The organism is Halorubrum rarum (assembly GCF_048380895.1).
Classification (GTDB): domain Archaea; phylum Halobacteriota; class Halobacteria; order Halobacteriales; family Haloferacaceae; genus Halorubrum.
Window position 1 is genome coordinate 67190 of sequence record NZ_JBLWMN010000016.1, and the last position, 22563, is coordinate 89752.

Genomic DNA, 22563 nt, shown 5'->3' on the forward strand with positions numbered 1-22563 from the left:
GTCGACGGCTCCGCCTCGGTATTTAAACACCTGTACATTGAATCCGGATCGTTACCGCGACAGGTTCGTATTCTCGCGTATGAGGAATCAGAGACCGGAACCGCCACCGTTCGGAGGGATCGCCTCGTCCGAAGGGGAGGCCAACTGCCGATACATGCTCACGTACGATGGCACCGAGGACGCTCACGAGAGCGACTTCGAGAGCTGGCTGTTGGAGTGGATGCTCGCCTGGACCGAGGACCCCGACGTTCGCCGAGTCGACGCCGAACCGGCCGTCGACGGCGGTCGCGATCGGATCCGCATCGATACCGACCGTCGAGACTGTGTCGTCCCTGACCAGCATCGACGACTGGTTCGGGACCTCTGCGAACGCGTCACGGAGCTCTCCGCTCGCTGTGAACCACCGCTGTCGGCCCCGTATTCGGTCGACATCGAACGAGACTGTGCTATTGAGGTGCACGGATGACCAAACACGACGACGAAACGAATCCCACCGACGAGACGAACGCGACTCCCGACGACGACCCCACCGTCCGAGCCGACGCCGAGGACGGGTGGCGGATCGTCGTCGCGGTCAAGCAGGTACCGGACTCCGACGAGGTGAACATCGATCCGGACACCGGGCGGCTCGACAGGTCGAGCGCGCCCGCCGTGCTCAACGCGCCCGACCGCGACGCGCTGGAGGCCGCCCTCTCGATCCGCGACGAGGTCGGCGGAACGGTCACCGCCATCACGATGGGGCCGCCGAACGCGGCCGCCGTGTTGGAGGAGGCGGTCGCGATGGGCTGTGACGACGCCGCGCTCGTGACCGACCGGGCGTTCGGCGGCAGCGACACGTGGCCGACCAGCTACGCGCTCGCGGAGACGGCGACGTACCTCGACGCCGACGTGGTCGTCGCCGGCGAAGAGACCACCGACTCCTCGACCGGACAGGTGCCGCCGGGGATCGCCGCACACAACGGGTGGGCACAGCTCACGTACGTCGAGGAGCTGGATCCCCTCCCCGAGGAGGACCGGCTCGCGGCGCGCCGCGACGTCGAGGGCGGGCACGAGCGCGTCGCCGCAGACCTTCCGGTCGTCGTCGCGGCCGCGTACGGCGAGTTCGACGCGCGGCCGGCCGAGCTCCATCGGAAGATCTACGCCGAGAACGACTTCGAGCCGTTGGAGCTGACCACCGAGGAGCTCGAGATCGACGCTGACGACGTGGGGATGAACGCCTCGCCGACGCAGGTCGGCGGGATGGAGACCGTCGAGCCCGTCGAGCGGGCCAACGAGGTCGTCGATACGCCGGCGGAGCTGCTCGACGCGATCGTCGCGGCCACGGAGGTGGACGGATGAGCGACGACGCCGAGCAGACGACCGACGCCGGGGACGGAGACGAGGCCAGCGAGGTCGACCTCGCGAGCGACGTCTGGGTGTTCATCGAGGAACACGCCGGCGACACGATGGCCGTCTCGTGGGAGCTGCTCACCGAGGGGCGACGGCTCGCGGACGACCTCGAGGAGGACCTCGTCGCGCTCGTGATCGGCGAGGACGTCGACGACGTGGCGACCGAGGCGATCGAGCGGGGCGCGGACCGCGTTCTCGTCGCCGACGACCCCGTGTTCGAGCCGTACCGAGCGGACCCGTACGGGACGCAGTTCCGCGAGATGGTCGAGGAGCGAAACCCCGGGATCGTGCTCATCGGCGGGACCCACACCGGTCGGGACTTCGCCGGGCGGGTCGCGGTTCCGGCGCACGCCGGACTCACCGCGGACGTGACCGAGCTCGACGTCGACGACGACGGGCAGCTGCTCGCCCGCCGGCCCGCGTTCGGCGGGAACGTCCTCGCGGAGATCGTCTGTCCCGAACACCGCCCGCAGATGGCGACCGTTCGTGCGGGCGTGTTCGAGGCCGCGGATCCCGATTCCGAGGCCGTCGACGGCGACCCGGCCGACCGGATCGAGCGGGTCGACGTCGTCGTCGACGAGGAGCACACGGTCACCGAGGTGCTCGAACGCGACGTCGGCGACCGAGCCGACATCACCGACGCGGATCGGCTCGTCGCCGTCGGCGGCGGCGTCGAGGGGAACCTCGACCCCGCGATCGAACTTGCCGAGGCGCTCGACGCGGACCTCGCGGCCAGTCGGAAGGCGGTCGACGAGGGCTGGGTCGAGGGCGCGCGACAGGTCGGTCAGACGGGGAAGACCGTCCGACCGGAGCTGTACGTCGCGCTCGGGATCTCCGGTGCGGTCCAGCACATCGAGGGGATGAACGACGCCCGGACGGTCATCGCCGTCAACAACGACCCCAACGCACCGATCTTCGAACACGCCGACTACGGGATCGTCGGCGATCTCTTCGAGATCGCACCGCGGCTCGCGGTCCTGCTCGATGAGGAAACCGATCCCGAGGAGGTAGTGCAATGAGCGACACGTCAGCGGACGACGGAGAGGAGGCCCGCAGCGAGCCGGTCGCGGAGCCGGACTACGACGGCGCGTTCGACGCGATCGTCGTCGGAGCCGGGCTCGCCGGGAGCGCCGCGGCGGTGACGATGGCCAACGACGGGCTCGACGTCCTGATGATCGAGCGGGGGCGATACCCCGGCGCGAAGAACGTGTTCGGCGGGGTCCTCTACACGCCGACGCTGCGCGAGCTGGTCGACGTCTCGTCGGCCCCCGTCGAGCGGTACGTCGCGGAAAAGCGGTTCAGCATGCTCTCGGAGACCGACGAGACCGCGGTGTCGCTGCGCCCCGGCGAGTGGCACGATCCGCCGCACAACGACTCGTACACGGTGCTTCGCGGCGAGTTCGACCGCTGGTTCGCCGAGCAGGCGGTCGACGCCGGGGCCGTGCTCCTCACGGAGACGACCGTGACCGGACTGATCCGGAGCGACGGCGGACGGATCGTCGGCGTCGAGACGGACCGACCGAACGGCGACATCACGGCCGACTACGTCGTGCTCGCCGAGGGCGGGAACTCCCTCGTGAGCGAGGGAGCCGACCTCAAGAAGCCGGAGCGAGCGGAGAACGTCGCGGTCGGCGTCAAGGAGGTGCTGGAGTTCCCCGAGCGCGACGGCGTCATCGAGGACCGGTTCCGCCTCTCCGACGACGGCGGCGTCTCGTACCACTACTTCGGCGACGGTGCCGTCGGTGACGCGGTCGGTGGCGGGTTCATCTACACCAACGGCGACACGATAAGCGTCGGGCTCGCGTACTCCATCGCCGACGCGAGGGGGCGACAGCCCGATCCGGAGGGAACGCTGAACGCCTTCAAGTCCCATCCGGCGGTCGCGCCGCTCGTCAGGGACGCGCGCACCGTCGAGTACGGCGCGAAGGCCATTCCGGAGGGCGGCCACGAGTCGATCCCGCAACTCGTCCACGACGGCGCGGCCATCGTCGGCGACGCCGCGGGGCTCGTGTTGAACAACGGCGTCCATCTGGAGGGGACGAACATGGCGGTCGAGAGCGGCTATCTCGCGGGCGAGGCGATCGCCGAGGCCGCCCGACGGGACCGGATCGACGAGGGCGCACTGCGATCGTACCCCGAGCGGTTGGACGAGTCGTTCGTCGTGCAGAACCTGGAGCGGTACGGCTGGCTGATGGACCGCGTCGAGGAGGACCGCGACCTGATCTTCGAGGAACTGCCCCACGCGCTGGCGGACGCCGGCGCGGAGTACTTCCGGATCGACCGGGAGCCGAAGGAGCGCCACGCCGAGGAGGCGCGCGACCGGATCCTCGATACCGTCGGCGGCTGGCGCGGCGCGGCGAAGCTCGCGTACCGCTACCGCAAGGTGATTCGATGAGCACTACCACACCCAACGTTCCGAACGTCAGCCCGGAGGGACCGTCCGCGGAGAACGACTCGCTGGAGGACCGGCTGTACACGGTCCGATACGACGACGCCGGCGAGTCGCACCTCGACGTGAAGGTGCCCGGAATCTGTGCGGAGTCGTGTCACAGCTACGACTGCGTCGACGTCTGTCCGGCCAACGTGTGGCGGGAGGGCGAGGACGGGGTTCCCCACATCGCCTACGAGAACTGTCTGGAGTGCGGGAGCTGTCGCTGGGCGTGCCCCCAGGGCAACGTCGAGTGGACGTACCCGACGCGCGGAGCCGGCGTGACCTACAAGAACGGGTAAGTGGATCCGACCGCTCGGTCACCGTATGACCGAGCAGCTGTACCTCATCGACGACGCAGTCTCCACGTTCGAGGCCACCGTGGAGCGGACGCTCGACGACCGGATCGTCCTCGATCGAACGCACTTCTACCCGACCGGCGGCGGCCAGCCGCACGACACCGGCACGCTCCGCATCGCCGAGGGACCTGACGGGGGCGACGCCCGGCGGTGGCGCGTCGTCGACGTCGAGAAGTCGGACACCGTGTATCACACGCTCGAGCCGGCGACCGGCGGCGCGGAACGGCTTCCGGAACCGGGAACGTCCGTCGTCGGCGAGATCGATCGGGAGCGACGCCGTGCGCACTCGCGATACCACACCGCTCAACACCTGCTGTCGGCGCTGCTCTTGGAAGCGTTCGACGCGCGGACGACCGGCAACCAGCTGTACGCGGACCACGCACACCTCGATGCGGCGTACGACCGATTCGACGACGAGGAGTTGGCGCTGATCGAGCGGCGGCTCAACGAACTCGTCGACGACGCTCGTCCGGTCGAGAGCTACACCATGGACCGCGAGACCGCGGAGGCGACGCTCGACACCGACCGGACGCGGATCGACCTCCTCCCGACGTCGATCACCGAGCTACGGATCGTCGAGATCGGCGACGAGGCCGACGGCGACGAGGCGGACGACGACGAGGCCGACGGCGACGAGACCGGCGGCAATGAGGCCGATGGCGACGAGACCGGCGGCGACAAGACCGACGGCGGCGGCGCTCCGTACGATCGAACCGCGTGTGCGGGAACGCACGTGAAAAACACGTCCGAGATCGGCGAAATAGTCGTCACCGGGAGAGAGACGAAGGGGAGCGACGAGGAACGAGTGAACTTCGTTCTCGCGGACCACGCGTCGACGACCGAGGCGGAGGGTGAGCGCCGGTCGACCGATAGCTTATAAACAAGGGTCGATCGCGTGGTCGATCCGCCGCCGACATGGCGGATTCGTCGAACGCGAGACACCCACGTCACCCGCTCACATGCCGTTTGTGGGCGGATCCATCCGATTTGTTCGGTGTGTGTTAACTACTCCCATATATGTCTCCTCCGGTACTTTTATACCTGAGAGTCGAGTATGTCCAGTCACCAGAACGCCTCCGGCGCTGGTTGGATCGCACGCTGAAATGAACGGGAGTTCTTATCCACGGCATGACGCACGAGGGCGAGCGTCCGCCATATCCGGAGCGGTGATGGAGAGATAGAAAAATGGTAACGAAAGAAGAAGTCATCGAACAGTACGATATCGAAGCGATGGAAGCGGAAGACAACGTGGACCTGTCGGAGGACGACCTCGATAACGGGTCCAAAGGACAGCTCATCAAACGCGCCGGTCAGCTGCGAGACCGACGCAACGAGCTGAACCAGATGGCCTCCGAGCGAGCCTCGAAGCGCGACGACCTCAACGCGAAGACGCGCGAGAAGGTCGACGAGGCCCAGGAGCACCGCGAGAAACGCGACGAGCTCAACGAGCAGGTCCAGGAGCACAAGGACAGCCGCAACGAGCTCAACGCGGAGGCCAACGAACTGTTCGATCAGGTCGAGGAGATGAAACAGGACATGGAGCTCGGCTCCGGGAAGTCCATCGAGGAACTCAAAGAGGAGATCGAGGACCTCGAGTTCCGTCAGCAGACGGAGGTCTTAGACGCCGAAGACGAGCGCGAGCTCATCGAGAAGATCGACGACAAACGAGAGAAGCTCGCGGACAAAAAGGAGAAGGTCGACGACTCCAGCGAGCTCGACGAGCTCGTCGAGGAGGCCGAGGAGGTCCGCTCCGAGGCGTCCCAGCACCACCAGAAGGTGACGGAGCTCGCGGACAAGGCCCAGGAACACCACAACAACATGATCGAGGCCTACCGGGAGGCCGACGACATCCGTGACGAGGCCGACGAGATGCACGACCTGTTCGTCGAGGCCCAGGAGGCGGCCGACCGCCACCACGAGGACTTCGTCCGCGTCCAAAAGCGCCTGCGCGAGCTCGACAAGAAGGAGGAGCGCGAGCGGAAGGACGAGCGTGCGGAGAAGCGCGAGGAGGAGAAGGAGGAAGCCGAGGAGATCTACCAGAAGTTCAAGGAGGGCGAGACGCTCGACACCGAGGACCTGATGAAGCTCCAGAAGACCGGCCTGCTGTAAGCGACCCGACGACACGCTGCCGTTTTCTCCCGACGACGCCCGACCGCCGAGAGCCCCGTCTCTTAAACGGGAGCACGACCAATCGGACGTATGCAAAACGATCCCCGGTCGAAGGGAAGCGCGCTCATCGTCGCCGTCGTGGTGCTCACCGCGACTGCAACGCTCGCGTTCCGACGGATCGCCGCCAAACTCACTTGCGGTCGGATCGGCGACGCCGACGAGTACAACGCCGCCAAGGTGGACGTCTCCGGACCGATCGTCCGTGATCGGGGACGGCCGTCCCCGCTGTCGGGGCAGATCGGATCGACCGCCGACGAGGTCGTCGAACTGATCGAGGACGCCGACGACGACGAGTCGGTCGAGGCGCTCCTCGTGGAGCTCAATACGCCCGGCGGAGCGGTGTTGCCGAGCGACGACATCCGACGCGCGGCCGCCGAGTTCGACGGCCCGACGGTCGCGTACGCGACCGATCTGTGTGCGTCCGGCGGCTACTGGATCGCCAGCGGCTGCGACGAGCTGTGGGCACACGACGCGAGCCTCGTCGGCTCGATAGGCGTCGTCGGATCGCGGCCGAACGCCGCCGGACTCGCCGAGAAGCTCGGTATCTCCTACGAGCAGTTCACCGCGGGAGAGTACAAGGACGCCGGCGTCCCGCTCCGTGAGATCGAGGAGGACGAACGCGAGTACCTCCAGGGGATCATCGACGGCTACTACGAGCAGTTCGTCGAGACGGTCAGCGAGGGGCGCGGGATGGATCCGGAGGACGTCCGCGAGACGGAGGCCCGCGTCTATCTCGGCACCGACGCCGCGGAGATCGGTCTCGTCGACGACCTCGGCACCCGTGACGACGTCGAGGCGCGACTCGCCGACCGGATCGGCGACGACGTCGAGATGCGCGATTTCACGCCCGATCGCGGGATCGTGGAGCGACTCGGGATCGGCGCGGAACGGGTCGCGTTCTCGGCCGGCAGCGGCGTCGCCAGCGTCTTCACCGACGACGGCGGGGACGTCGACGTCGAGGTTCGATAGCCCGGATCAAGGGGCCGGAACTCACCGTCGCAGCCGGGTCGAGGGCTCGTCGGCCGAGACGATCGTCGAACCGTCGCTCTCACTCGCCTCGACAGCGACGTCGAACCCGAAGCGACGAGCGACCGCGACGGCGCTCTCGACGTGATCGGTGACCGTCGGGATCCGAATTCGTCCGCCGACGAGCGCGAGGATGGGAACGAGCTGGTCCGCGAGGTGACGATCGACCGCTCCGGAGCCGTCGCGCCACGCTCGGAGATCGTCGACAGCGGCGTTCGCGACGTCTTCCGCCGGGACTCCCGGCTCACCGAGTGCGGAGAACCCGGCGATCGGGACCGGCGTCCCGGACCGCCGATCCACCTCCACACGGATCACGACGACCGCACCGGTCGACCGGGCCTCGACGTACTCGGCACTACGGGACGCCACCGCGAGCCCCGCGTTCGAGAGTCGGTCGCCGGCGGTTCGTGCGAGACGATCGGCGACGTTCGCGTCCAACAGATCGTCGGATGCGGCGGCGGCGACGCGAACCCGGCTCGGAGGGAAACGCTCGTGCAACGCGATCGGCTCGAGCGTCGACGGCGCGGCCGTGAGCAGGATCGTTCCGCCGCCGGCGGGATAGAACCCTCGCCGCGTGATCTCGAGGGACGTCGCGAGGCCGGACGCCCGGAGGGCCCCGAGCGTGACGCCGCCGAAGTAGTCGGCCGGTGGCGACCACGCGACGTCGGTGCCGCCGGAGACGCGAAGCCGAACGACACCGTCGGCGACGAGCGCGGCCGGGAGGACCGTCGAGCAGACGAGCGTCGCGCTCCCGGCGGTGCCGACGTCGACGTCGACGTCGCCGCCGTCGACCGGGCCCGGCTCGAAGGCGACGGTGTCGCTTCCGATCTCGACGCCGGTCGCGTCCCCGTCGGAGACCGCACATGCGGCCTCGATGCACGCGACGTGTTGGGGTTTCAGTCCGGGATCGGGACGGTCGCCCCTGACGTCGCCGATCCGCACGGCCCGACCCGTCCCGATGGAGAGTCCGAGCGCGGTCCGAAGCACGCCGCCGCCACCGTCCCCACCGTCGATCTCGATCATGCGTTCCGTCGACGGCGGCGAGGGTTATCTCCGTCGACGGCGATGGGTATCTCCGTCGTCGCCTTCGTCGACCGAGTGGGTTTTTATTCGGGGGCGATGTGAGCCAACACGTGACGACGCTGGTCATCTGCGTGGACCGGTCCGGTGCGATCGGACGGACCACGAACGTCCCGATGCCCGTCGCCGGATGGGAGGCGGTCAGGTCGCTCGTGACCGACGTCGGGCTCGGGGACCCCGAGGACGCCAGCGTCAACTGTTTACTGGAGGCGCTTCGGGTCGCCCGCGACCTCAGAGACGAGCGCGAGGAGGCGGTCGTCGCGGTCGTCTCCGGCGCGAGCGACTCCCCGATCGGTGCCGATCGGTCGATCGCTGCACAGCTCGACGATCTGGTCGATCGGTACGACCCGTCGTCGGCGATCGTCGTCGTCGACTCCGCCGAGGACGAGCGAGTCCTCCCGATCGTCGAATCGCGGGTGCGAGTCGACTCCGTCGACCGCGTCGTCGTGAGACAGGCACACGACCTCGAATCGACGTACTACCTACTCAAACAGTTCCTCGCGGACGAACAGCTCCGGTCGACGGTGCTCGTTCCGTTCGGCGTCGCGTTGCTCCTCCTGCCGGCGCTGTTCTACTGGCTCTCTCCCGCCGCCGCCGTCGCCGGCGTCGCCGGACTGCTCGGTGCCGCGCTGCTTTATAAGGGGCTCTCGATAGACCGGACCGTCGCGGGGATGCCGGACCGCGTTCGGGAGGCGCTGTACGCGGGTCAAGTGTCGATCGTCACGTACGTCGTCGCCGGGGGGTTGACGCTCGTGGGGCTGTTCTTCGGCGCGCTGTCGGTCTCGAGTCTCGGCTCGGACGTGCCCGCGTTAGTCGAGGTGATGGAGTTCGCGTACGCGGCCGTCCCGTGGCTCGCCGTGGCGGGGCTCACGGCCGCCGTCGGTCGACTGCTCGACGAACTGATACGGGACGAGGGGATCCGGACGCCGTACCTCAACCTCCCGTTCGTGATCGTCGCCGTCGGACTCGTCGTCCGCGGGTTCGCCGGCTACTTCCTCGAACAGGAGTCGATACTCGAGCCCGTCTCGGTGGCGGGAATCGCGGTCTCGCCGGTCCAGCGACTCGCGGCCCTGGTCATCGCCGGAATCGTCGTCTCGCTCGTCGGCGTCAAGCTCGCGAGCGACGTGGGCACGGAGACGCTCGAGGAGGTCATCGACTCCGACGGCGACGCCGAACACGAGTGAGCGGACCGCTGAAGGCGTCTACGGCACCTCGATCCGTTCGAGGTCGCTCTCCAATCCGTCGACGAACTCGTTGTACGCCCGGACGAACTCCCTGAACGGGTCGGCGTACTCTCTGACGTCCGCGGCCGACGGGGCCTCGTACTGCGAGAGCAGGTACACGCCGCCGGAGCCGCCGACGCGGAGGTACGAGACGTCCCCTTCGTCCCACTTCAGCTCCCATCGGAGTCCGCCCACGCGGGTCGTGAACGTCCCGTAGTCGTCCCCCTCGTACCGGTACACCTCGCCGGCGATGACGCGACACGTGTCCCTGATCGCGTCGAGCACGCGGTCCCGTTCGGCGACGACGTCGGCGGTCGAGACGGGTTCCGGGAACTCGGCGCTCACGTCGTCGAGGACGCCCGACAGCGAGTCGACGTGGTCGTTCCACGCCGTCACCAGGTTCGGGTAGTCGTCGAGCGCGGTCGCCAGATCCGCCGGATCGGGCGGCTGCTTGGTCGAGACGACGTACGTGTCGGAGCCGCTCGACGGCGAGAACAACAGGAACTCCAGTTCACCCGCCTCGTGTTTCACCGTCCACTCGCCGCCGGGCGTCGACAGTTCGATCCGACCGTACTCGCCGCCCTGGAGCCGCGCGAGTCGGTAGGCGATGGTGCCGGCGTGATCGCGAACGGCGGCGACGACGTCGTCACGACGCGCGGCGAGTTCGTCGACGTCGTCGACGTCGACGTCGAGGTCGAAAGACGAAGGGGAGGTCACGACCGACACCGGGGGCCGGGAGAAGTTAATCGGTTCGGAGCGTCCCGCTCGGCGGTCCTCCCCCAGCACCTCACTCGATCGACGCCCGGATCTCCGACAGCCGCTCGGTGTCGTCGATCCCCGACCGGAGCACGACCGCGAACACGTCATCTCGGTCTTCGTTGGGTGCGTCACCGCTCAGGATCGCGTCGGAGCCGGTTTCCTGCGCAAGCCAGCGTCGGCCGTCGGCGATCGCCGTCCGGTTGAGCCACGCCGGGGGACCGCCGACCACGAGCAGCGTCCGGTCCGCCCGACCCTCGGGGACCTCGATGCTGCCCTTTCCGCGAGCCGCCTTCCGAATGACCGTCTCGACGGCGGACACCGCCGCGCTGGTGTCGACCTCGGCCGGCTTCGAGGAGCCGAACAGACCGAACCCGAACCGGGAGCCGGACTCCGGCGGCTCGATCCCCTGTGTCGCGTAGCCGATCGCGGCGATCTCCCCGTCCGATCCGACCGCGCGGGCGACGTCGCTCGCGTCGAGTACCTGCTGTGGCGTCGAGACGTCGTCACCGGCTTCGCCCGCACCGAACAGCGCGACGATCCGCTCGACGATCGCGGCGTTGACACGCGGAGCGGCGTCCGCGATCGTCTCGTCCGCCCGGACCCACGAGTCGTTATCGAACGGGAACACGGCGTCGACGCGGGCGGAGAGCGCGTCCAGCGTTCGGGCCGCGTTCTTGTCCGCGAGCGGTCGACGGGGAGGGCTCTCGTCCCGACCCTGATCCGTCGTTCGAGGGTCGGTTTCACCCCTCGCCGGGAGCACCCCGAGCGCGTACGTCGGCGCGTCGTACAGCCGGTCGAGCTCCTCGGCGAGCGCGGGCGCGGCACCCGCCCCCGCGGCCCCGCCGAGGCCGACGACGAGCAGGAACGCCTCCGCGATCGAGGGTCGCTCGTCGTCCATCTCTCTCGTCAGTTCGTCCGCGTGTGCCGTTCCGAGCCGTCGTCCGGCGTGGAGGTCGCCACCGAGTCCGTCACCCCCGGCCGCGTCGCCGAAGCGATACCGTCGGTCGTCGTCGAGATGTCGGAGCGAGCCGAGCGCGTCCATATCGGTGTCGAACGCGGAGAGGCCCTGGAGAAGCCGGTCCCCGTCGTGTTCGGCCGCGAGTCCGTCGACGATCCGGCACCCGGCACCGCCGAGCCCGATGACGTGCAGGCGCATACAGTCGGTCGGTCGACTGGCGGGGATTTAGTGTTTCGGCACCGACGACGTCGCCGGTCTACATGAGAACCGATCGATGCGCCCCAACGGGGCGAGCGGGGCACAGGGAACGAACGCGACGCGGTGCCCTGTCGTGTTCCGGGGGTCAGTCCCACGTCACCCACAGCAGGAACGCGAGCGCGACCGTCTGGAAGACGTGGACGACGATGTTCGCCCGCCATGCCAGCGGCGGCATGTCCGTGGCGAACCACGCCGCCAACACCGGGTGGAACAGGTAGAAATACAGCGACAGCGCGTTCTGTGCGAGCAGCAGGACGCCGAACACCGCCAGTCCCAGCGAGTGTTTCGACCGGAAGGTCCGGTAGTTTCGCGCCCAGATCCACGTGAGCCCGATCAGCATCGCGACGTTCAGCGTGACGCTGATCCGCGCGACGTCTATCCAGTCGATCATCCCCCCGTCGCCTCCGTTCGCGTCGTCCCGGTCATTGTGATAGCTCCTCCGAGATCTCCTCGACGAGATCCCAGTTCCGCTGTGTGTTCTCGGTCGGATAGTACACCGTGCCGTAGCCGTCGCCCGTCCGTTCGACGACGTCGTGGTCGCGGAGCACGTCGAGGTGGTGTCGGACCGTCGTGTAATCCAGTTCCAGGTGCTCCGCCAGCTGGTTCGCGTTCCGCGGTCGGTCGTCGACGGCACGGAGGATCCGAACGCGATTGGGGCCGCCTCGGGTGCCGGTGAGCACGTACCAGAGGACGGCTTCCATACGGTTTTCGAGGGACGGAGCGCGCCTAAAGCTACCGTTCCCCGCACCGGGTATCGGACTGATCGTCGGACCGGTCACCGGTCGCGATCGACCGGTCGGCGTCGGCTCGTTCAGTCGTGAGTGGCGTCGACGACGAGCTCGAGGTCGAAGGGTTCGTCAGCGGGGGCCGCGTCCGGGTCGAGATAGCCGATCGCGAACGCGGAGTAGACGGTGCCGGCCTCCGGAGAGACGTCAAAGGTGGCGACCACGTCGCCGTCGACGTCGGGTGTCGCGGGCCGGACTTCGAGCTCGTAGTCGTCAGCGGGGACCTCGACCGAATCGGCTGCACCGAAGGGTACGTCCTCGAAGACGGGATCGCCGTCGACGGTCACGTCGACGTTGGGCGCGTCGGGCGAGGCGTGGACGAGTCGGAGTCGAGCGTTTTCGCCGGGGTCGGAGACGTCGTCCGCGTACACCTCGACACCGAACGATCGGTTCTCCTCGGCGAGTTCGCCCAGCGCGGCGACCGTGAACGACCCCTCGGGGACCGCCAACGGCTCGTCGAAGACGACCGCTTCCACGTCGCCCGCAGCGGTGATCGTGACCGCGTACTCGCCGGCCGGGAGTTCGAGATAGTCGCTAACTGCCCGGAACGGCACGTCCTCCAACACGGGCGCATCGTCGACGTACACGTCGACGTTCGGTGCGTCCGGGGAGAGGTGAGCGACGCGCAGATCCGACTCGCCCGCCGGCTCGTCGTCGGCCGCCTCCCCGCCGTCCATCTCCTCATCGGCCGTAGCGTCGTCGGGCGCTTCGGTTTCCTCCGGGTCGTCCGTCGGGTCCGGCTCGTCCGTCGGGTCCGGCTCGTCGTCCGCACAGCCGGCGAGCGTTCCGACGACTGCGATGCCACCGACCGTCTTCAGTACCGTCCGTCGCTTGTGGGTTGTCATCGACGTCCGGACGAAGGAACTCGCCGGATATGAAGGATTTCCGAGGTTTATCCGAGATGGATCCGAGGTGGTTCCGGGATCGCACCGGACTCTCTCCGGAATTCGCCCTGTCCGTCGCGGGGTCGACCCCGGGTGCGTCTCGGCGAACGAGGAGGTCGACCCCGGGCTCGTTTCGGCGAACGAGGAGGTCGACCCCGGGCTCGTTTCGGCGAACGAGGGGGTCGGCCGTCAGGGGCGCGTCTCGGCGACTCGTCGGATCGCTCGCGAGAGCACGTCGATACCGACTCGGATGTCGTCTTCCACGACGTCGAACGCGTCCGTGTGGTGACCGCTCGGGTGATCCGTTCCGACGCCGACGTAGCAGGCGAGCCCGCCCCGGTCCTGGACCGCCTGCATCAGGAAGGTCGCGTCCTCGGACCCGCCCAGCTCCGCGGTGTCGACGACGGCCGTGACGCCGTCGACGTCGGCCGACACCGCTCCGACGATATCGGCGAGCTCGTCGTCGCTCGTCGCGCTGGGTGCTTCCCCGAGGAGGTCGATATCGACGGAACAGTCGTGCATCTCGGCGGCCGAGCGAAGCACGCGATTCGCGTGCTCGTCCATGTAGTCGGCGAGCTCCGTCGTCGCACCTCGGAGCTCGCCCTCGATGAACGACTCCTCCGGGATGATGTTCGTCGCCGTGCCGCCACCGACGAGCCCGGCGTTCACCCGCGTCGGGCCGTCGGCGTGGCGGGGGATGGCATAGAGGTTCCCTATCGCCGTCGCCATCGCCTGTACCGCGTTCCGACCGTCCTCGGGGCGAGCGCCCGCGTGAGCTGGTTCGCCCTCGAACTCGGCGCGGAAGTGCCGAACCGCGAGGAAGCCGTCGACGCCGCAGACGACCTCGCCGGACGGGTGATCCAGACCGATGTGGACCGCGTAGAGGTAGTCGACGTCGTCGAGATGGCCGGAGTCGGCCATCGGCTTGCCGCCGGAGACCTGTTCCTCGCTGGGCTGGAAGAACACCTTGAGCGTGCCCGAGAAGTCGGAGTCGAGCACCGCGTCGATCGTTCCGAGGCCGATCGTCGCGTGGGCGTCGTGTCCGCAGGCGTGCATGTACCCCTCGTTGTCGGACCGGAACCCCTCCGAGACCGGGACGTGACCGCTGTCCTCGGTCTCCCGGATCGGCAAGGCGTCGATGTCGACGCGGAGCCCGACGACCGGGCCCGGTCCCCGCTCGACGACCGCGATGCAGCCGGTGTATCCCCCGGCCAACCGGTCGAGCACGTCGGCGTCCGCACCCGCGTCGCGGGCGCGGTCCAACCACTCGGAGAGGACGTCGTCGTCGGGGACGTTCAGCCGCTCCTCGCCCGCGAGCGCGTCGGGACCGACGTGCAGTTCGGCGAGGTCCCGGTCTCGGAGCGCGGCGACGATCCGTGCGGTGGTGTAGAACTCACACCAGGCGGGTTCGGGATGTCGGTGGAGATCTCGGCGGAACTCGCGGTATTTCTCGGAGTCGAGAACGCTCATATCGAACCGTGGCCCGGAGGCGATATAAAGGATCCAATCGCGACGTGGCTTTCTGGCGTATCCGTCGTCCGGAAACGCCGCGACTCCCGCGGAGCGTTCGCTCCCGCCGAACGGTTTTACCGGTCCCGCCCGTCGAGCGGGTATGGAACTCGCGCCAGCGGACGTCGACCGATACGTCGCCGCGTATCGGGCGGAGGAGCCGCTGTATCCGGTCGAACAGGAATCGATCGAGTCGCTTCCGGACGCGTTTCGAGCCGGCGAGTACGGGCCGAGAGACGCCGAGTGGGTCGTCCGCTGGTACTTCAGACGCGACCAGAGTGCGTACCCGCACGAGGAGCGCCGGGAGATCGAAGAGCGGTTCGCGGACGTCGACATGGGGAAGGTGAAAGCGGCGATCGCGGACGCGATCGAGGCGATCGATGGCTCCAGCGGCGACCCCGACGAACCCGCTGCTCACGAGGGCGCGCTGGCGGCGCTCACGCGCCTCCCGGCCGTCGACGTCCGTGTCGGATCGGCGTTTTTAACGTTTATTAATCCTGATATGTACGTTCCGATCGGTGCGCGAGAGTGGACCGCGGTGCGGCAGCTGACGTCGCTCGAGGGTCCGTATCCGGACGCGCCGTCGATCGAGGAATACGGTCGGTATCTCGCCGCCGTTCGAGACCTCCGTAACCGTCTCGATCGAGATACGAGGTCGATCTACATGACGATCTGGCGGTTCTGATCTCGCGTCGCCGCGATCGAGAAACCCGATACTGAAGGGGTGAACGCCGCCCCGTTGATCCCGTTTCTCGCGCCGTCTCAACGCCCATAATGTTTATGAACCAACAATATTGAATTATTAAATATAACTGTTATGTAAATAGACTTAATATAATGGTCGTTCATATTCATTACTGAACATATGATGGACGCAGTCGTTTTCAAGGGAGACTACGAGGTAGCGGTCGAGGAGGTAGAGGAACCGGAAATACAGCACCCGAACGACGTGGTCGTCGACATCACGACGTCGTGTATCTGCGGGTCGGACCTCCACATGTACGAGGGCCGGACCGCGGCGGAGCCGGGAATCGTGTTCGGCCACGAGAACATGGGGGTCATCTCGGAGGTCGGCGACGCCGTGTCCACGTTGGAGGAGGGCGACCGCGTGGTCATGCCGTTCAACGTGTCGTGTGGGTTCTGTCAGAACTGCGAGGAGGGGTACACGGGCTTCTGTACGAACGTGAACCCCGGGTTCGCCGGCGGGGCGTACGGATACGTCGCGATGGGACCGTATCCGGGCGGACAGGCGGAGAAGCTCCGCGTCCCGTACGCCGACAACAACGCACTCAAGCTCCCGGAGGGTCGCGAGCACGAGGACGCGTTCTCGCTGCTCGCGGACATCTTCCCGACCGGCTGGCACGGCACTCGACTGGCGAACCTCCAGCCCGGCGAGTCGATCGCGGTGTTCGGTGCCGGGCCGGTCGGACTGATGGCCGCGTACAGCGCCAAGCTCCAGGGCGCGTCTGAGATATACGTCGTCGACCAGGTTCCGAGTCGACTGGAGTTGGCCGAGGAGCACTGCGACGCCACCGCGATCGACTTCCGACAGGGGGACCCGGTCGAGCAGATCACCGACGCCCACGGCGGCGAGGTCGACAAGGGCGTCGACGCCGTCGGGTATCAGGCGACGGACCCCAAGGACGTCGACAGCGACACGGACGAGTTCGCGTACGACCCCGCAAAGGAGAACCCGGCAGTCGTTCTCAACCAGCTCATCCGCGTCGTCCGGCCGACCGGCAGGCTCGGGATTCCGGGGCTGTACGTCCCCGAGGACCCCGGTGCTCCCGACGAGATGTCCGCACAGGGTCGACTCGGCATCGACTTCGGCCTCCTCTTCGAGAAGGGGCAGTCGCTCGGGACCGGTCAGTGTAACGTGAAAGCGTACAACCGGTACCTGCGGGACATGATCATCGAGGGCCGCGCCGACCCGAGCTGGGTCGTCTCCCACCGGGTCGACCTCGAGGAGGCCCCCGAGATGTACGAGGCGTTTGACAAGCGCGAGGAGGGCGTCACGAAGGTCCTGCTCGAACCGTAGACGGCTCCGTCGGCTCCATCGACCCGCTTTTTCCCGCCCGCTACGCCCTCAGCCACGCTTTCGGGTGTTCGTCCCGAAGGTGCGACTGATACCGTTCGATGAGCGTCGGGTACGAGTCGGCCACCGCGTGCCAGCCGCAGTGCTCACAGCTCCGTTCGACCGCGTCGTCGCCGCTCGTGACGTAGCCGCCACGACGATACGTGACCATGGTGTTGCGTTGCAGCGGGAGCTCCGCTCGTGAAACGGTCGCGTCCCACACGGTTCTCCCTGTCGCTCGATTCGTTCTCGCGGTCCCGCCTCCCGTCCTCGTTCGGCTTGCTCGGCTTCGCTCGCCCGTCGCCGAAACCGGTATGTCGTCCGCCCGCGTGGCACGAGGTATGTGCAAGTACTGTAACTGGGCGTTCCACGACGGGTGGAGCGAACTGCTGAAGTACGACGACGTCTACCAGTCGGCCATCGCGGACGACACCGAGGCGACCCACGGGTTCCACGAGGAGTGGGACGAGCTACGGACCGAACTCGGCATCTGACCGCCGCTGTCCACGTCGCCCGCGGTCCGACCCGGCACGCCTCCGGTCCGTCCGCGGTCCGACCCGGCGCGCCTCCCGTTCGTCCGCGGTCCGACCCGGCACGCTTCCGGGCCGTCCGCGGTCCGCCCGCGTTCACACTGCGTATGCCATGAGCCACGACGCCGATGGCAAGTTTAAGGGGCGAGACTCTCCAAGCGGAGCCAATGAGTACCGAGGTGTCGCGCCGGAAGGCGTGGGTGATGGCCGCCCGGCCACAGACGCTTCCGGCGGCCGCCGCACCCGTGATCGTCGGGGTCGGACTCGCGGTGGGCGCGGGCGTGTTCGCCCCGCTCCCGGCGCTGGCGGCGCTCGTCGGGGCGGCGCTCATCCAGATCGGGACCAACTTCGCGAACGACTACTACGACGCGATACAGGGGGCCGACACCGACGATCGGGAGGGGTTCACTCGCGTCGTCGCCAGCGGCATCATCGAGCCCGCGGAGGTCAAACGCGCGATGTGGCTCACCTTCGCGGCCGCGATCGCCGTCGGGACCTACCTCGTCGCCGTCGGCGGCGTCCCGATCCTGGTCGTCGGACTCGCGTCCGTCGCCGCCGGGATCGCGTACACCGGCGGCCCGTACCCGTTGGGGTACCACGGACTGGGTGACCTGTTCGTGTTCGTCTTCTTCGGCGTGATCGCCGTGACCGGGACGTACTACGTGCAGGCGGCGGCGCTCGTCGGCGGGACGTTCCCGCTGTGGATCCCCGAGGGAACGGTTACGCTCGCGGCCCTGATCGCGAGCCTCCCTATCGCCGCGCTGTCGACGAACATCCTCGTCGTGAACAACGTCCGCGACCGCGAGGAGGACGCCGCAACGGGCAAGCGGACCCTCGCGGTCCGGTTCGGCTACCGGTTCTCCCGAGGCCAGTTTCTCGTCCTGCTCGCCGTCGCGTACCTCACCCCGTTCTGGTTCCTGTCGGCTGGCTACGGGATCGCGTCCCTGCTCCCGTTGGTGTCCCTCCCGCTCGCCGTCGGCGTGACGCGGACCGTGCTCTCGGAGACGTCCGGGGCGGCGCTCAACCCGGCGCTCGAATCGACCGGCAAACTGCTCGCGGCGTACGCGGTCGCGTTCGCCGTCGGCCTCGCCGTCTAGTCCGATGCGGATCGACCCGTTCTCGCTTCGACTGTCGAGCCCCCTCCGGACCGCTCGCGCCGAGATGCTGGACCGCGAGGGGTTCCTCGTGAGCGTGGACCCGACCGTCGACGACGTCGCGAGCGCGGGACTCGGTGAGGCGACGCCGCTTCCCGGCTGGACGGAGTCGCTCTCGGCGTGCGAGGACGCGCTGTGCGGGATCGGCGACGCCGGTCCGGACGCACTCGACGCGGTCGACGCCGACGCGACGCCCGCGGCGAGACACGGGCTCGCGCTCGCGCTCGCCGACGCCGACGCGCGGGACGCCGGGCTATCGGTCGCGGAACGACTCGCCGAGGACGCGGAACTCCCGTCGCCGGCCGCCTCGGTGCCGGTGAACGCGACCATCGGGGACGGCTCCGTCGACGCCGCGACCCGGGCGGCCGAGCGCGCGGTCGACGACGGCTACCGGTGTCTCAAGGTGAAGGTGGGCGCGCGCGGTCTCGACGCCGACGTCGAGCGTCTCCGGGCCGTCCGGCGGGCGGTCGGTCCCGCGGTCGAACTCCGTGCGGACGCCAACGGGTCGTGGAGCCGCTCGGTCGCTCGCCGCGCGCTCGATCGGTTCCGAGCCGTCGATCCCGCGTACGTCGAACAGCCGCTTCCCGCGGACGACCTCGACGGTCTCCGACGGCTGCGCGCGGACTCGCGGGTCCCCGTCGCCGTCGACGAGTCGTTGGCGGCGTACACGGTCGAGGAGGTGTTGAACGCGGACGCGACCGACGTGTTGATCGTGAAGCCGATGGCGCTCGGCGGCCCGGACGAGGCGTTGGCGGCGGCACGTCGCGCCCGAGCCGCGGGCGTCGAGCCGATCGTCACGACGACGGTCGACGGCGTGGTCGCGCGGGTCGGTGCCGTTCACGTCGCCGCCGCGATCCCGGACGTCGGTGCCTGCGGCCTCGCGACGGGCTCGCTGCTCGCGGCTGACCTCGCACCGGACCCCTGTCCGGTCGAGGCGGGGGAGATATCGGTGCCGACGGCCCCAGGACTCGCCGGGGACGCGTTCGACGGGCTCCGATGAGCGAACTCACTCGCCCTCGACGACCTCGACGCTGCCGACCATTCCGCTCGTCTGGTGGGGCGTACAGACGTACTCGTAGCGTCCGAGCTCGTCGAACGTGTACTCGAACGTGTGGCCGGCCTCGTCCGTCAGTTCGGACTCGAAGGCACCCTCGACCGCCTTCACGTCGTGACCGCCGCCCTGCCCGGTCCACTCCCACACGACCGTGGTCCCGACGGCGACCCGGACGTGTGCGGGATCGAACTCCAGTCCGTTCCCCGCCCCCACGGCGACGTCGACGGCGTCCCGCCCGATGAGGTCTATCGGGTCGGGGTCGTCGTCGTCGGAACAGCCGGCCAGCGCGACGACGGTGAGCGCTCCTGCGGACGCGACGAACTCGCGGCGCGTGCCTTCAACCATGTACTCGGTCGGTAGGTGATCCGTTACTTAAAAGGGTTCGACGGATTCCGCTCCGTGAGAACGATGTCCGGGACCGAGACGTGGGACCGAGACGCGGGACCGAGACGTGAGACCGAGACGTGGGACCGAGACGCGGGACCGAGACGTGGGACCGAGACGCGGGACCGAGACGTGGGACCGAGACGCGGGACCGAGACGTGGGACCGCGAACGTCCGACTAGACGTCGATGTGGTCCGCGATGTCGTCGCGAATGATCGTCGAACAGTAGCCGCATCGGACGCCGTCGGAGACGACGTCGAAGCGCGTCTCGATGGGCTCGTCGGCGTTCGTGATGCAGTTCCGGCTCGGACACGACAACACGCCGACGACCTGCTCGGGGCGCGTGACCCGGTTCTTCTCGGCGACCTCGAAGTCGCGGATGATGTTGATCGTCGCCTCGGGAGCGATGAGCGAGAGCACGTCGACCTCCGACTGCGAGAGCTCGCGTCCCTCGACTTTCACGACGTCCTTCCGGCCGAGTCGGTCGGAGGGGACGTTCATCCCGATGGAGACGCCGAGGCCCTCTGAGCCGTCGATCCCGAGGATGCCGAGGACGTTCAGCGCCTGTCCGCCCTCGACGTGGTCGATGACGGTGCCGTTGCGGATCTTCGAGACGCGGAGTTCGTGGTCGCTCATCGGTCTCCCTCCAGTAAAGTGTCCAAAAGCGCCATCCGGACGGGGACGCCGTTGTGTGCCTGCTCGAAGTAGCGGGCGTGGTCGGTGTCGTCGATGTCAGGTGCGATCTCGTCGACGCGCGGGAGCGGGTGCATCACCGTGAGGTCCTCTTTCCCGTCGTCGAGCGTCTCCGAATCGATCCGGTACTCGCCGGCGACGCGGTGGTACTCGTTCTCGTCCGGGAACCGCTCCTTCTGGATTCGGGTGACGTACAACACGTCGAGCTCCGGGAGCACCGCATCGAGATCCGTGTGCTCGCGGAGCTGTGCACCTGCCTCGTGAAGGTCGAACCGGACCGACCGCGGGAGTCGAAGCGACTCCGGACTGATGAAGTGCTGGCGGATGTCGAAGTTCGTGAGTGCGGACGCCAGTGAGTGGACCGTCCGCCCGTACTTCAGATCGCCCATGATTCCGACCGTGAGGTCGTCGAGCCCGTGGTTCTCTCGGATCGTGTGGAGGTCAAGCAACGTCTGAGAGGGGTGTTGGCCCGCGCCGTCGCCCGCGTTGACGACGGGGACGTCGACGAACTCCGCGGCCAGCGTCGCCGCGCCCTCGCTGGGGTGACGGAGGACGATGGCGTCGGCGTACCCCTCGATCACGCGGACGGTGTCGGCGAGCGACTCGCCTTTCTTCACCGACGACGACTCGACGCCGCCCATGTCGATCGTATCGGCACCGAGCCGCTTTGCGGCCGTGTCGAAGCTCATCTTCGTGCGCGTGCTCGGCTCGAAGAAACAGAGCGCGAGCACCGACCCCCGGTGTCGGTCCATGTAGGAGTCCGGGTCGGCGGCGACCTCGCGCGCCCGGTCGAGCACCGCCTCGATGTCATCCCGCGAGAGCTGTGTCGCGGTGATGAGGTGATCCTGACGCATCGTCGAAGAGAGGGAGCGGAGCGCTCTTGAATCCCTCGGCTCGCAGTCGAACGACGGTATGCAGGCCCGTGGATCCCGGCGTCCGAGACCTTTCGATATCCGCAACGATCGCGTCGTCGTGTCCGCATCGGCCCATCGCACGTCGTCGATCGGGCCCCGAGCGGGCCCCAAGAGGATCCCGAGCGGACCCCGATCTGACCTCGCTCTGACCTCGCTCTGACCTCGCCTGAAGGTCACACGGACTTCGGACGGCGATCGGCCGCACTTATAAGCGTCCGGCGCTGCAACGATGCGTATGTCCGAGTTCGATCCCGCGGATCTGCTGCCCAACGACCGCGTCGAACGGGCCGCCCTCGACGGCGACGTCACCCAACTGCACCGCGGTAACCGATACGGCGAGGCGGGAGACACGTTCGAGATCGACGGCGTGGTCTTCGAGTTGACCGACGTCACCGAGCGAACGCTCGGCGACATGACCGACGAGGACGCGCAACGGGAGGGGTCGCCGTCGCTGGACGCGTATAAACAGCGGATGGTGCAGGTCCACGGCGGGAACTTCGAGTGGGACGACGACGCGGACGTGGTCCGGCACCGCTTCGAGCGTTTATAAACGAGCGGTTCTGTTGAGAGCCATTCTCCAGGTGTATTTATCGGAAATATCTGGTCGCTGAAGAGTGCTTCTTGATCGATAGCGGGAGTGGGTGTACCAGATCGGTGGTCTGGTTGTTTATAAGTCGAATTTGGGTGTTGTTGGCGGGTGTTTATAACCGATCGAGGACTCTGCGATGAACGCCTGCAAAGCCCCAGCCGCTCGCTTATAAGCGGTCTTCCTCGGATCGACGGTAAACACCTGCAAAGCCCCAGCCGCGACGGCTCGCGCGCCTTGCTGCGCGCCTCGCTCAGTCGCTGTCGCTTCCTCGCTGCGGTGTCGCCGGCGGCTCTGCCGCCGGCTGCCCGTGGCGCGTAGCGCCACGCTGCTTGCTGCGGCGGGC

The 22563-nt window shown here is 68.0% G+C and carries 26 protein-coding genes; 15 read left to right on the forward strand and 11 right to left on the reverse strand.

The window, feature by feature from the left end:
• The first annotated feature begins 79 nt into the window (after window positions 1-79).
• The 8 genes from ACNSN7_RS12130 to sppA all read left to right on the forward strand — a co-directional run bounded on the left by ACNSN7_RS12130 (window position 80) and on the right by sppA (window position 7314).
• On the forward strand, window positions 80-466 hold the full coding sequence (locus tag ACNSN7_RS12130; RefSeq protein ID WP_418282554.1) for a hypothetical protein: 387 nt from the start codon (window positions 80-82) through the stop codon (window positions 464-466).
• The gene (locus tag ACNSN7_RS12135) at window positions 463-1338 is read left to right on the forward strand and encodes an electron transfer flavoprotein subunit beta/FixA family protein (RefSeq protein WP_418282555.1); all 876 of its coding nucleotides are present in this window, start codon (window positions 463-465) and stop codon (window positions 1336-1338) included. Before ACNSN7_RS12130 ends, ACNSN7_RS12135 begins: the two co-directional genes overlap by 4 nt.
• On the forward strand, window positions 1335-2408 hold the full coding sequence (locus ACNSN7_RS12140; RefSeq protein WP_418282556.1) for an electron transfer flavoprotein subunit alpha/FixB family protein: 1074 nt from the start codon (window positions 1335-1337) through the stop codon (window positions 2406-2408). The genes ACNSN7_RS12135 and ACNSN7_RS12140 overlap by 4 nt, the downstream gene beginning before the upstream one ends.
• The gene (locus ACNSN7_RS12145; RefSeq protein WP_418282557.1) at window positions 2405-3784 is read left to right on the forward strand and encodes an FAD-dependent oxidoreductase; all 1380 of its coding nucleotides are present in this window, start codon (window positions 2405-2407) and stop codon (window positions 3782-3784) included. The genes ACNSN7_RS12140 and ACNSN7_RS12145 overlap by 4 nt, the downstream gene beginning before the upstream one ends.
• A complete protein-coding gene (locus tag ACNSN7_RS12150; RefSeq protein WP_418282558.1) occupies window positions 3781-4119 on the forward strand; it encodes a ferredoxin family protein in 339 nt (112 codons plus the stop codon). Before ACNSN7_RS12145 ends, ACNSN7_RS12150 begins: the two co-directional genes overlap by 4 nt.
• A gap of 25 nt (window positions 4120-4144) precedes the next feature.
• A complete protein-coding gene (locus tag ACNSN7_RS12155; RefSeq protein WP_418282559.1) occupies window positions 4145-5056 on the forward strand; it encodes an alanine--tRNA ligase-related protein in 912 nt (303 codons plus the stop codon).
• 305 nt (window positions 5057-5361) lie between these two features.
• Window positions 5362-6285: a coiled-coil protein gene (locus ACNSN7_RS12160; RefSeq protein WP_418282560.1), complete on the forward strand. Its 924-nt coding sequence runs from the start codon at window positions 5362-5364 to the stop codon at window positions 6283-6285.
• A 90-nt stretch (window positions 6286-6375) separates the two neighbouring features.
• Entirely contained in the window at window positions 6376-7314 is a 939-nt protein-coding gene (sppA, locus tag ACNSN7_RS12165; protein ID WP_418282561.1) for a signal peptide peptidase SppA, read from the forward strand.
• Between the two features lie 21 nt (window positions 7315-7335).
• Here the strand turns inward: sppA and rtcA are convergent, their stop codons facing one another.
• Window positions 7336-8394, reverse strand: a complete 1059-nt coding sequence (gene rtcA / locus ACNSN7_RS12170) for an RNA 3'-terminal phosphate cyclase (RefSeq protein WP_418282562.1) — start codon at window positions 8392-8394, stop codon at window positions 7336-7338.
• Between the two features lie 110 nt (window positions 8395-8504).
• Here rtcA and ACNSN7_RS12175 point away from each other — a divergent pair, with 110 nt between their 5' ends.
• Window positions 8505-9635, forward strand: coding sequence for a DUF373 family protein (locus ACNSN7_RS12175; RefSeq protein WP_418282563.1), 1131 nt, complete (start codon window positions 8505-8507; stop codon window positions 9633-9635).
• A gap of 18 nt (window positions 9636-9653) precedes the next feature.
• Here the strand turns inward: ACNSN7_RS12175 and ACNSN7_RS12180 are convergent, their stop codons facing one another.
• The 6 genes from ACNSN7_RS12180 to ACNSN7_RS12205 form a co-directional block, all read right to left on the reverse strand.
• Entirely contained in the window at window positions 9654-10391 is a 738-nt protein-coding gene (locus tag ACNSN7_RS12180) for a profilin-fold protein (protein ID WP_418282564.1), read from the reverse strand.
• Window positions 10392-10461: 70 nt separating this feature from the next.
• Window positions 10462-11589 carry an FtsZ/tubulin family protein gene (locus ACNSN7_RS12185; protein WP_418282565.1) on the reverse strand — a complete coding sequence of 376 codons (1128 nt, stop codon included), beginning with the start codon at window positions 11587-11589 and terminating at the stop codon, window positions 10462-10464.
• A 145-nt stretch (window positions 11590-11734) separates the two neighbouring features.
• On the reverse strand, window positions 11735-12040 hold the full coding sequence (locus ACNSN7_RS12190) for a DUF8036 family membrane protein (RefSeq protein ID WP_418282566.1): 306 nt from the start codon (window positions 12038-12040) through the stop codon (window positions 11735-11737).
• Window positions 12041-12071: 31 nt separating this feature from the next.
• Window positions 12072-12350: a winged helix-turn-helix domain-containing protein gene (locus tag ACNSN7_RS12195; protein WP_418282567.1), complete on the reverse strand. Its 279-nt coding sequence runs from the start codon at window positions 12348-12350 to the stop codon at window positions 12072-12074.
• Window positions 12351-12460: 110 nt separating this feature from the next.
• Window positions 12461-13279: a DUF4397 domain-containing protein gene (locus tag ACNSN7_RS12200; RefSeq protein ID WP_418282568.1), complete on the reverse strand. Its 819-nt coding sequence runs from the start codon at window positions 13277-13279 to the stop codon at window positions 12461-12463.
• Window positions 13280-13507: 228 nt separating this feature from the next.
• Window positions 13508-14788 (reverse strand): amidohydrolase, encoded by a 1281-nt coding sequence (locus ACNSN7_RS12205; RefSeq protein WP_418282569.1) that lies wholly within the window; start codon window positions 14786-14788, stop codon window positions 13508-13510.
• A 142-nt stretch (window positions 14789-14930) separates the two neighbouring features.
• Here ACNSN7_RS12205 and ACNSN7_RS12210 point away from each other — a divergent pair, with 142 nt between their 5' ends.
• Both ACNSN7_RS12210 and ACNSN7_RS12215 read left to right on the forward strand, forming a co-directional pair.
• Window positions 14931-15512, forward strand: coding sequence for a hypothetical protein (locus tag ACNSN7_RS12210; RefSeq protein WP_418282570.1), 582 nt, complete (start codon window positions 14931-14933; stop codon window positions 15510-15512).
• Between the two features lie 183 nt (window positions 15513-15695).
• Window positions 15696-16865, forward strand: a complete 1170-nt coding sequence (locus ACNSN7_RS12215) for a glutathione-independent formaldehyde dehydrogenase (RefSeq protein WP_418282581.1) — start codon at window positions 15696-15698, stop codon at window positions 16863-16865.
• Between the two features lie 40 nt (window positions 16866-16905).
• On the opposite strand, the gene ACNSN7_RS12220 is transcribed toward ACNSN7_RS12215, so the two are convergent.
• The gene (locus tag ACNSN7_RS12220; RefSeq protein WP_418282571.1) at window positions 16906-17073 is read right to left on the reverse strand and encodes a hypothetical protein; all 168 of its coding nucleotides are present in this window, start codon (window positions 17071-17073) and stop codon (window positions 16906-16908) included.
• A 169-nt stretch (window positions 17074-17242) separates the two neighbouring features.
• Here ACNSN7_RS12220 and ACNSN7_RS12225 point away from each other — a divergent pair, with 169 nt between their 5' ends.
• The 3 genes from ACNSN7_RS12225 (at window position 17243) to ACNSN7_RS12235 (ending at window position 19585) form a co-directional block, all read left to right on the forward strand.
• Window positions 17243-17395, forward strand: a complete 153-nt coding sequence (locus tag ACNSN7_RS12225) for a hypothetical protein (protein ID WP_418282572.1) — start codon at window positions 17243-17245, stop codon at window positions 17393-17395.
• A gap of 203 nt (window positions 17396-17598) precedes the next feature.
• Window positions 17599-18528, forward strand: coding sequence for a 1,4-dihydroxy-2-naphthoate polyprenyltransferase (locus tag ACNSN7_RS12230; RefSeq protein WP_418282573.1), 930 nt, complete (start codon window positions 17599-17601; stop codon window positions 18526-18528).
• Window positions 18529-18532: 4 nt separating this feature from the next.
• Window positions 18533-19585: a mandelate racemase/muconate lactonizing enzyme family protein gene (locus ACNSN7_RS12235; RefSeq protein ID WP_418282574.1), complete on the forward strand. Its 1053-nt coding sequence runs from the start codon at window positions 18533-18535 to the stop codon at window positions 19583-19585.
• 6 nt (window positions 19586-19591) lie between these two features.
• Here ACNSN7_RS12235 and ACNSN7_RS12240 read toward each other — a convergent pair whose 3' ends face one another.
• The 3 genes from ACNSN7_RS12240 to pyrB all read right to left on the reverse strand — a co-directional run bounded on the left by ACNSN7_RS12240 (window position 19592) and on the right by pyrB (window position 21571).
• Entirely contained in the window at window positions 19592-19984 is a 393-nt protein-coding gene (locus ACNSN7_RS12240; RefSeq protein WP_418282575.1) for a halocyanin domain-containing protein, read from the reverse strand.
• A gap of 217 nt (window positions 19985-20201) precedes the next feature.
• Entirely contained in the window at window positions 20202-20660 is a 459-nt protein-coding gene (pyrI, locus tag ACNSN7_RS12245) for an aspartate carbamoyltransferase regulatory subunit (protein ID WP_418282576.1), read from the reverse strand.
• Window positions 20657-21571, reverse strand: a complete 915-nt coding sequence (gene pyrB, locus ACNSN7_RS12250; RefSeq protein WP_418282577.1) for an aspartate carbamoyltransferase — start codon at window positions 21569-21571, stop codon at window positions 20657-20659. Before pyrB ends, pyrI begins: the two co-directional genes overlap by 4 nt.
• Before the next feature lie 295 nt (window positions 21572-21866).
• Here pyrB and ACNSN7_RS12255 point away from each other — a divergent pair, with 295 nt between their 5' ends.
• Entirely contained in the window at window positions 21867-22181 is a 315-nt protein-coding gene (locus ACNSN7_RS12255; RefSeq protein WP_418282578.1) for an ASCH domain-containing protein, read from the forward strand.
• Window positions 22182-22563 lie beyond the last annotated feature (382 nt).

What these genes read in the sequence shown, in the direction of transcription:
- ACNSN7_RS12195 (WP_418282567.1), bottom strand. Translation starts at nt 12,350, where the DNA reads ATGGAAGCCGTCCTCTGGTACGTGCTCACCGGCACCCGAGGCGGCCCC.
- ACNSN7_RS12220 (WP_418282571.1), bottom strand. Translation starts at nt 17,073, where the DNA reads ATGGTCACGTATCGTCGTGGCGGCTACGTCACGAGCGGCGACGACGCG.
- ACNSN7_RS12150 (WP_418282558.1), top strand. Translation starts at nt 3,781, where the DNA reads ATGAGCACTACCACACCCAACGTTCCGAACGTCAGCCCGGAGGGACCG.
- ACNSN7_RS12230 (WP_418282573.1), top strand. Translation starts at nt 17,599, where the DNA reads ATGAGTACCGAGGTGTCGCGCCGGAAGGCGTGGGTGATGGCCGCCCGG.
- pyrI (WP_418282576.1), bottom strand. Translation starts at nt 20,660, where the DNA reads ATGAGCGACCACGAACTCCGCGTCTCGAAGATCCGCAACGGCACCGTC.
- ACNSN7_RS12145 (WP_418282557.1), top strand. Translation starts at nt 2,405, where the DNA reads ATGAGCGACACGTCAGCGGACGACGGAGAGGAGGCCCGCAGCGAGCCG.
- ACNSN7_RS12155 (WP_418282559.1), top strand. Translation starts at nt 4,145, where the DNA reads ATGACCGAGCAGCTGTACCTCATCGACGACGCAGTCTCCACGTTCGAG.
- ACNSN7_RS12255 (WP_418282578.1), top strand. Translation starts at nt 21,867, where the DNA reads ATGTCCGAGTTCGATCCCGCGGATCTGCTGCCCAACGACCGCGTCGAA.
- ACNSN7_RS12200 (WP_418282568.1), bottom strand. Translation starts at nt 13,279, where the DNA reads ATGACAACCCACAAGCGACGGACGGTACTGAAGACGGTCGGTGGCATC.
- pyrB (WP_418282577.1), bottom strand. Translation starts at nt 21,571, where the DNA reads ATGCGTCAGGATCACCTCATCACCGCGACACAGCTCTCGCGGGATGAC.
- ACNSN7_RS12185 (WP_418282565.1), bottom strand. Translation starts at nt 11,589, where the DNA reads ATGCGCCTGCACGTCATCGGGCTCGGCGGTGCCGGGTGCCGGATCGTC.
- ACNSN7_RS12235 (WP_418282574.1), top strand. Translation starts at nt 18,533, where the DNA reads ATGCGGATCGACCCGTTCTCGCTTCGACTGTCGAGCCCCCTCCGGACC.
- ACNSN7_RS12160 (WP_418282560.1), top strand. Translation starts at nt 5,362, where the DNA reads ATGGTAACGAAAGAAGAAGTCATCGAACAGTACGATATCGAAGCGATG.
- ACNSN7_RS12215 (WP_418282581.1), top strand. Translation starts at nt 15,696, where the DNA reads ATGGACGCAGTCGTTTTCAAGGGAGACTACGAGGTAGCGGTCGAGGAG.
- ACNSN7_RS12225 (WP_418282572.1), top strand. Translation starts at nt 17,243, where the DNA reads ATGTGCAAGTACTGTAACTGGGCGTTCCACGACGGGTGGAGCGAACTG.
- ACNSN7_RS12240 (WP_418282575.1), bottom strand. Translation starts at nt 19,984, where the DNA reads ATGGTTGAAGGCACGCGCCGCGAGTTCGTCGCGTCCGCAGGAGCGCTC.
- rtcA (WP_418282562.1), bottom strand. Translation starts at nt 8,394, where the DNA reads ATGATCGAGATCGACGGTGGGGACGGTGGCGGCGGCGTGCTTCGGACC.
- ACNSN7_RS12140 (WP_418282556.1), top strand. Translation starts at nt 1,335, where the DNA reads ATGAGCGACGACGCCGAGCAGACGACCGACGCCGGGGACGGAGACGAG.
- ACNSN7_RS12210 (WP_418282570.1), top strand. Translation starts at nt 14,931, where the DNA reads ATGGAACTCGCGCCAGCGGACGTCGACCGATACGTCGCCGCGTATCGG.
- ACNSN7_RS12135 (WP_418282555.1), top strand. Translation starts at nt 463, where the DNA reads ATGACCAAACACGACGACGAAACGAATCCCACCGACGAGACGAACGCG.
- sppA (WP_418282561.1), top strand. Translation starts at nt 6,376, where the DNA reads ATGCAAAACGATCCCCGGTCGAAGGGAAGCGCGCTCATCGTCGCCGTC.
- ACNSN7_RS12190 (WP_418282566.1), bottom strand. Translation starts at nt 12,040, where the DNA reads ATGATCGACTGGATAGACGTCGCGCGGATCAGCGTCACGCTGAACGTC.
- ACNSN7_RS12205 (WP_418282569.1), bottom strand. Translation starts at nt 14,788, where the DNA reads ATGAGCGTTCTCGACTCCGAGAAATACCGCGAGTTCCGCCGAGATCTC.
- ACNSN7_RS12130 (WP_418282554.1), top strand. Translation starts at nt 80, where the DNA reads ATGAGGAATCAGAGACCGGAACCGCCACCGTTCGGAGGGATCGCCTCG.